Annotated in this window: 5 protein-coding genes; 2 read left to right on the forward strand and 3 right to left on the reverse strand. The window is 51.6% G+C overall.

What is annotated here, in order from left to right; genetic code table 11:
* The first annotated feature begins 379 nt into the window (after positions 1 to 379).
* Complete coding sequence (locus tag ACF8ML_RS00005; protein WP_392405743.1) at positions 380 to 1,432, forward strand: hypothetical protein; 1,053 nt, start codon at positions 380 to 382, stop codon at positions 1,430 to 1,432.
* A gap of 4 nt (positions 1,433 to 1,436) precedes the next feature.
* Here ACF8ML_RS00005 and ACF8ML_RS00010 read toward each other — a convergent pair whose 3' ends face one another.
* Positions 1,437 to 2,015: a hypothetical protein gene (locus ACF8ML_RS00010; RefSeq protein WP_392405744.1), complete on the reverse strand. Its 579-nt coding sequence runs from the start codon at positions 2,013 to 2,015 to the stop codon at positions 1,437 to 1,439.
* 1,271 nt (positions 2,016 to 3,286) lie between these two features.
* Here ACF8ML_RS00010 and ACF8ML_RS00015 point away from each other — a divergent pair.
* Positions 3,287 to 4,162, forward strand: coding sequence for a phage integrase N-terminal domain-containing protein (locus ACF8ML_RS00015; protein WP_392405745.1), 876 nt, complete (start codon positions 3,287 to 3,289; stop codon positions 4,160 to 4,162).
* Positions 4,163 to 4,176: 14 nt separating this feature from the next.
* On the opposite strand, the gene ACF8ML_RS00020 is transcribed toward ACF8ML_RS00015, so the two are convergent.
* A complete protein-coding gene (locus tag ACF8ML_RS00020; RefSeq protein WP_392405747.1) occupies positions 4,177 to 4,377 on the reverse strand; it encodes a hypothetical protein in 201 nt (66 codons plus the stop codon).
* Positions 4,368 to 5,006, reverse strand: coding sequence for a ParA family partition ATPase (gene parA / locus ACF8ML_RS00025; RefSeq protein ID WP_392405749.1), 639 nt, complete (start codon positions 5,004 to 5,006; stop codon positions 4,368 to 4,370). The genes ACF8ML_RS00020 and parA overlap by 10 nt, the downstream gene beginning before the upstream one ends.
* Positions 5,007 to 5,510: the final 504 nt, after the last annotated feature.

Consider the following 5,510-nt stretch of genomic DNA (forward strand, 5'->3'; position numbering starts at 1 on the left):
AAAAAAAAAAGTAGAATCACAAAAAAAAAGTAGAGACAGTCGTCTTCACCAGAAAAAATTTGTGTTAGACTGCACAAACCAAAGACCCCCGCAAGGAAGCTTTTCATCAGCGAAGGTGTAAAGCCCGTTCGAATCGGGCAGGGGGACAAGAACAGACTTGTACTTTGGCGGGTTAGCAGAGGTGCATGGATGCATACCGCGCAACGTAGGCGGAGGTCCCGTTCGATTCGGGAACTGCTCTGGAACAGACCAGGCCCCGGAAGATAGTGGTAGCGCTCCTCCAGGGGCCCGGTAGTTTCTTCGTCCCAACAACGAAATTCTACGAGGAAGCGGAACAGTCTGCTGCTACCAACTATCGACCGAAAGCCTAGGAAGCAGCATGCAGTACTTCAAAACGAACTTCCAAACTCTCGCAAACATTGCCCAGCTCAGCGGCTTCGATGGTTTGGCAGGTTACTTGGTGCTCGCTAGGCACACAACAGGTCGACAAATCCTCGACTACCCACCTCACCTTCTTAGCGGAGCGGGCGTCAACAGCATTCACGAGAAGCTTGGATGCTCTGAAGTGAGAGCCAAGTCGATCATCGACGCTCTTGTTCAGACTGGGTTTATCCAACCAGCTCCAACAGCGGCACAAGAGGCCTCGCCCAAGAGCTCTAGATGGATACTTCCACGACAGTACCCTCTAGACCTTGACCTGCCCCATAACTTCGTTGACGCGCCAAAGATAGCGGAACACGCAGTCACTTCGCCGCTACGTCGCTTGAAGAAGATGACCCCTTCCAAGGGACAGGATAAAAAAGAAGCTAACTGCGACGGAGCAATGCTTCTGCTTGCTATGTATGCGAAGAACGAAATGCAGGCTTTTGGAGGGCTGCCCCCTACGTCCACTGTTTATAAAGATTGGGAAATACTCTCTAAAACACCTCAAAGAGGCGAATTGTTCGAGTGGAAGGCAGAGGCAAAAGAGGACAGGGCATATTCCTCTTTTATAAAAATAGCCCTTCCTCATGCAATCGACGAAGAAAGAAAGAATAGATTCTGGCAAGCGCTTAATAATTTAAAAGAAGCAGGGCTCATATATGAAGTAATTTCCCTCTTGAGCTCTGAAAATAAATTATTAACTTCAATTAGAGTTAATGATTTTCACGCTGGATCTATAGTCGTTCAAAACGATGGCGATCCGAGCTTAATGAAGCTGCTGGAAGCGGCATACAATACTCAGTTTGCCTTCTTCGATTCTAAAACCAATCCTGAAACTTTAAAAATAAGCCTGCCACTCAAAGATGGTTATTTTTCAGGAATATACCGACTTAGATTTAGAACATCAAACAAAGATACAGGAATTTGGTACGAGGAAGAAAAAGAAAGAGCAGAGCATTATTTCGACTTGATTTCATCGTATGCAGAAGATTATGATGATGATTTCTAAACAACTACTCTAAGATATTTTCTCGTTCATAATCATCCAGGAATTTGTTTACCACTGGCTTGCGACGCCTGTATTCTTTAATGAAGAGAACTCTATTCCCCTTGAAAAACAAAGCTGGGTTTGTCCAATAACTACTCGAAGTTTTTGGATATAAGAACCTCTTCTCTAATAGCTCTTTCAATCCTCGCATCCAGGTCCGTTCACTCATACCTACATCTCTGCCATTAATTCCATGGCCAAACCAAAATAATTCGACAGAGTCAGCGTAGCCTCGACTCATAGGCGTTCTTTGGTATTGATCAAGAACAACCTGGAATACTCTCTGAGCTGTTTTGGTTAATTCATAGGTCGCGGATACTCCTGCCGCGAATACTTTTACAAATTCAGCATCATCCCTTTCTTCTATTTGGTGAATTGCAGCAACTCCAGTAATTTCACCTGTAACAGAATTTACTAGATCTTCGCTGCGGCCCGACTTGACCAATCTGCGCTTAGTCTGAAGCTCCTGAGGTTCTACGAGGGGATTGATGAGAGGACTCATCATTTCTGCCTTCATAGCTTTAAGTGACAGTTTTACTGACATTTTTCCGCTCAAATTTGTCAATTGGATGGACAGTGATTGTCTCACCAACTGACAAAAAATCAAGATGTTTTGTCAGCAGAACCGCAAGTTCTGTCAGTTGAGCTGCCAAAGTTGTCAAGCAGCGTAAGCACTGGAGCGGCTTCCAGCGGTTTCCTTCTCACTCTATGCAAAGCATGCGCCCAGTTGCCCGTTCCACGGTGGACAACTGGGCCTGGCCGTGGAGGGCGGGGACAACGCGCTGCGTTGCCCCCTGACCCCCCCCCGCCAGGCCCAGTTGCCCACCGCTCCACTGCACCGGGGAGCACGCTCCCCGGACCCCTCGCCGCGCTTCGCACGGCCCAGTTTTTTTGAATCACCCTGCGGGGAACGGCCGGGGGTCGGCGCAGCCCGTGGACAGCTGAGCTGCCCACCGCCAGCACCTCCCACCCGTAGCGAAGCGACCCCCCCTCTTGATCGACCATCGCCGGGGCCCGTGCGCCGAAGGGCGCACAGGGGGCGCAGCCCAGGGGGTCTGGGGGCTGCAGGCCCCCTGCCGTGGAGCGCCATAGGCGCGGGCGGGACGCCGGGGGGAGGCAGAAGCGCGAAGCGCGCCACTGCCTTTGCTCTACCCCCCAGCGGGGGGTCTGTTGTTGGATGTTCTGTCACTGGCTTGTCTAGTGACAGAACATGCCTACGCTGCCGATTTCGGAGGATTCGGGCATTACGCTATGATTTGGACGCGGACCTGACGAGGCCAGGCAGGCCGAAACCACCCTCCCGGGCGGTCGTTCGCACAATGGTGGAGTGCAGCCACTGGGGACCCTGCCCCGCGATAAATCGCACCAGGTGCACCGGTTGAGCCCTTGAAAACCAGACGTCCACGCTCCCAAGGCTTGGGCCAGGGCAATGGCTGGCGACTGGCCTGTTCAGCCGTAGTAGCAGCCGGCCAGCTGCTCGGGTGGAGTTGCCCTGCAACCGGCTTTGCGGAGATGCCCGCGACCTTGGCCAAGTCAAAGCACGCCCTTACTCGGCTTCCGAGTGCTTGGCAAAGCGCCAACGACGCCCGTAAACGGGCCATCCTGCGGTTTTCGGCCCTTCGGGCATGCCCGCCGGTTGACCAGTCGTTTCCCCGCCTCCTGCGGGCATCTAGGTGCCTGCAAGGGGCATCCGTCGCCTACCGGGTGACACATCCTGCTGCCTACGGGCTGCAGGTCGCCAGAGAGCCATGCTCTCGGGCTAGCAACACTTAGCGCCCCTTGGGGCCTGTCATTGCCTGGAAGGTGGGCCGCTGCATGCGCAAAGACATCGCCAAAGAGCTTTCGAGCCTCTGCGCTCGCAACAAGGACGGCAGCTTCGCCACCCAGGCCAACCGCGCCAACATCCTGCATGCTGCCGCCCGGACCCTGCAGAAGGCCGGTTTCCAGAACCTGGCGGCCGCGAGCCTCAAGCCCAAGCACGTCGACGTGCTGCTGGCCCAGTGGCGCGCTGACGGCCTGGCCGTCGGCACCATCAAAAACCGCATGGCCGCGGTGCGCTGGTGGGCGGAGAAGGTGGGCAAGCAAAACTGCGTGCCCCGTACCAACGACGCCGCCGGCATTGGGCGCCGCTCGTATGTGGCCAAGGTCTCCAAGGCCCAGGAGCTGGAACCCAACAAGCTGCAATCGATTGCACATGAGCGCCTGCGCGTGTCGCTCGAGCTGCAGCAGGCCTTCGGGCTGCGCCGGGAAGAGGCTCTGAAATTTCAGCCTAGCTACGCCACCAGGTCAGGCCCGGACGTCATCGAGCTCAAGGCCTCCTGGTGCAAGGGCGGCCGAGCTCGAACGGTGCCGATCACGACCGACTACCAGCGCGAGGTCCTGGCCAGGGCGTCGGCCCTGGCCGGCAAGGGCTCGATGATCCCGCCCGACAAGTCCTATGTGGCCTGGTTGAGCACATACAAGGAATCCACCAGGCAGACCGGCATGCACAACCTGCACGGGTTGCGGCATGGATATGCACAGGCACGCTTTGAAGCCCTGGCGGGTTTCAAGTCTCCGGCCGCCGGCGGACCAAATCGGGATCTACTGACACCAGAGCAACGCGCCATAGATCTGAATATACGTCTGCAGATATCGGCCGAGCTGGGTCACGGCCGCGAAGAGGTTACAGCAGTATATTTAGGACGTTAGTTAATATAATATCATTATTTAATGTAAGCCTCAACAGAGGCCTGAATTAAATCCTTTAGAGACATATCGCGCTTCATTGCTGCCGTATGCCATTTTATCCTTATTTCCTTTTCCACCTGAATATTAACCCTAACCAGATCCTTCTGATTATCATTAGAACCATTCAGCGTTACTGAATCCCGAACCTTATCCAATGGTTTGACAGTCAGAGCCATTTTGCCTCCTTAAGCTCTCTTACGACATTATAAACTTCGTTCTTTGCTCTCGCGTCACTGTATTCGAAAACAGAAACACCTTCTGTCATTGCTGATGCAAATACCGTGCGATTACCTATAAAAGTCTCCAAAACTTCCACTCCATCATAGGTATTCCAATCTCCACTTCTAATTAGTTTATGCAGTTTTGTAGATGAATTACTTCGATTCACCAAAAAGGCTGCATCGATCTTACCGCCCAAATCCCTTTTTTCTTGTATTTGCTTCACCACTGCACCACTGGCCCATAAATCAGGCCCTGAAGGTTGTATCACAATAAGTGCAACATCAGACTCCATGATTATTGCAGCACTCATTTCCGCAGCTTTAGCAGGACTATCTATTATTACTACATCAGCATTCAAAGATTCCAAGCAAGACTTTAGATATTTACTATCATCGACGCTAAGTACTTTTGGCAAATCAAGATTCTTAGGACTTGCGTCTCGCCAGTCTCTTGAGGTTCCTTGCGGATCACAATCAATCAAAACCACACCCCCTCCCTCTCTATGAAGCAATGCTGCCAAATTAGTAGCAACAGTACTTTTTCCTGTCCCGCCCTTCTCATTCAATACGGCAACTATTTTCATAAGTAAAAATTAGACATTAGCCTCTAATTCAAATACATAAGTCACTCGAGGATGCAAATTTTCAGCATAAAACTAATTGAACAAATAAGCATACCTTTAAGCGTGAGAGTATATGAGTAAATGGGAAATTGAGTATATGAGTATATGAGTATATGAGTAGATGAGTAGATGGGTAGATGGGTAGATGGGTAGATGGGTAGATGGGTAGATGGGTAGATGGGTAGATGGGTAGATGGGTAGATGGGTAGATGGGTAGATGGGTAGATGGGTAGGTGAGTAGGTGAGTAGGTGAGTAGGTGAGTAGGTGAGTAGGTGAGTAAAATCTGAACTAAAGCACAGAAAAATGCAAGCGCTTTACGGCGTTAAAGAAGAACAGTCCGTCGCTGTAGGGAAGCCCACCCGGCTAGAGGGCGCAGCACCAGCCAAGCCCCCCAAGCCCGGTTTGCTTGCTTATGGGACATAAAGGTAGATACACATAAATTTTGGATGAACTAAAAGTTGAAC

The sequence above is a fragment of the Delftia sp. WSY_10 genome (assembly GCF_043104705.1).
GTDB lineage: Bacteria > Pseudomonadota > Gammaproteobacteria > Burkholderiales > Burkholderiaceae_C > Comamonas > Comamonas tsuruhatensis.